This window comes from Enterobacter cloacae complex sp. P12RS (assembly GCF_014895875.1).
Classification (GTDB): Bacteria; Pseudomonadota; Gammaproteobacteria; order Enterobacterales; family Enterobacteriaceae; genus Enterobacter; species Enterobacter bugandensis.
Genome location: NZ_JADBQO010000097.1, coordinates 1 through 1364, shown reverse-complemented (window position 1 = coordinate 1364; position 1364 = coordinate 1). Strand labels below are relative to the sequence as shown.

The 1364-nt window shown below is 36.5% G+C and carries 1 protein-coding gene and 2 pseudogenes; all 3 read left to right on the top strand.

The genetic code is table 11. From position 1 onward, the window contains the following. Positions 1–579 (top strand): annotated as a pseudogene (locus IM284_RS23065) (hypothetical protein); the annotation flags it as partial. Next, a complete protein-coding gene (locus IM284_RS23060) occupies positions 572–1108 on the top strand; it encodes a serine O-acetyltransferase (RefSeq protein WP_047367920.1) in 537 nt (178 codons plus the stop codon). The pseudogene IM284_RS23065 and the gene IM284_RS23060, both read left to right, overlap by 8 nt. Before the next feature lies 1 nt (position 1109). Then, positions 1110–1364, top strand: a pseudogene (locus IM284_RS23585) (hypothetical protein); the annotation flags it as partial.

Below are 1364 nucleotides of genomic sequence, written 5' to 3'. Positions count from 1 at the left end.
GTATTGTCAGTTGTGACAATAGTTCTACTTTTTGGAGCAGTAGGAGATATCAGGGGCGCAGAAAATCCGTATCAATATTTGTTGTCACCACAAGGCCAATTTTTGTCGAGTCTGCCTTCAGGATTTACATGGTTTTATGTCTATGTTACTGCGGGTCTTGCAAATCTCGCCTATAACTTTGCGGATATAGTGCCGGTATACGATTTTACAAGCTTCCAGGATCTTTTCCCCAGTGTTATCCGAAATCTCATTTATAGTGATTTAGGATTCCATGATACCATGGCATTAGTAGATGATAATGCCAACGTTTCAACAATGTTTGAAAAGCTAATGCCCGATCTTGGCATCGCGGGCTCCCTAATTGTGGTTACATGCTTACTTCTGCTTTTCAGTATTGCCTACAAGAATTTGCTAAAGTCATATCGTTTTAGTTTATTTCCTTATACGATTGCAATGCAGTGCGCAATATTTAGTGGCTTTTATAATTTATTTTTTATTCAGACATATTTCTTACTTTTTATTGTAACTCTTGTTCTTGTGAGAATTAAAATATTTACAGGGAGTCATCCTAATGTTTGAGTTAGTTAAGGAAGATGTACGGAGATATTACAAACTGAGTGGGCGTAATAAATCAAAAGTTTCTCTTTTAGGTATAATTTCAGCTTTTATCGGAATGAAAATGACTCCAGTTATTTTATACCGCATGAGTCATTTTTGCTATAAGAAAAGAATACCTGTTTTAGGAAAGATTTTTTCGCTAATAAATTTTATTGTTTTTGGGGTTGAAATTGCGTCAAACTGCGAAATAGGTGGTGGTTTATTTATACCACACTCGCAGGGTATTGTTATTGGCGCATCTAAAATTGGTGTTAACGCAACAATATACCAGCAAGTTACGCTGGGTGCGAAAAATATCGATATTCCATTCAATCACGCTAATCGCCCTGTTTTAGGTGATAATGTAGTAATTGCATCTGGGGCTAAGGTTCTTGGTGGTATTCGAATTGGTGACAATGTTATTGTCGCGGCTAACGCTGTTGTAATGCATTCCTGTGATGACAATGTGCTACTTGTAGGCATTCCGGCCATTGTGAAGAAGAGTATTTAAAATGAAAGTGCTGTTTTTATGTCCTCGCTTTTTTAATTATGAAACCGAAATATCTGATGGATTAAGGCGAGCCGGTGCCACCGTTGATTATTTCGATGAAAAGCCATTTAATAACGTCTTTTTTAAAATTTTACTTAGGCTCTGGAAAGATAATAATTTCCTTAAACGCATTTCAGACGCGTATTTTGAGAGGATATTGCTTCAAACAAGAGATGATTACGACTATGTTATAGTGCTTAAAGGTGAGTCTCTCGAT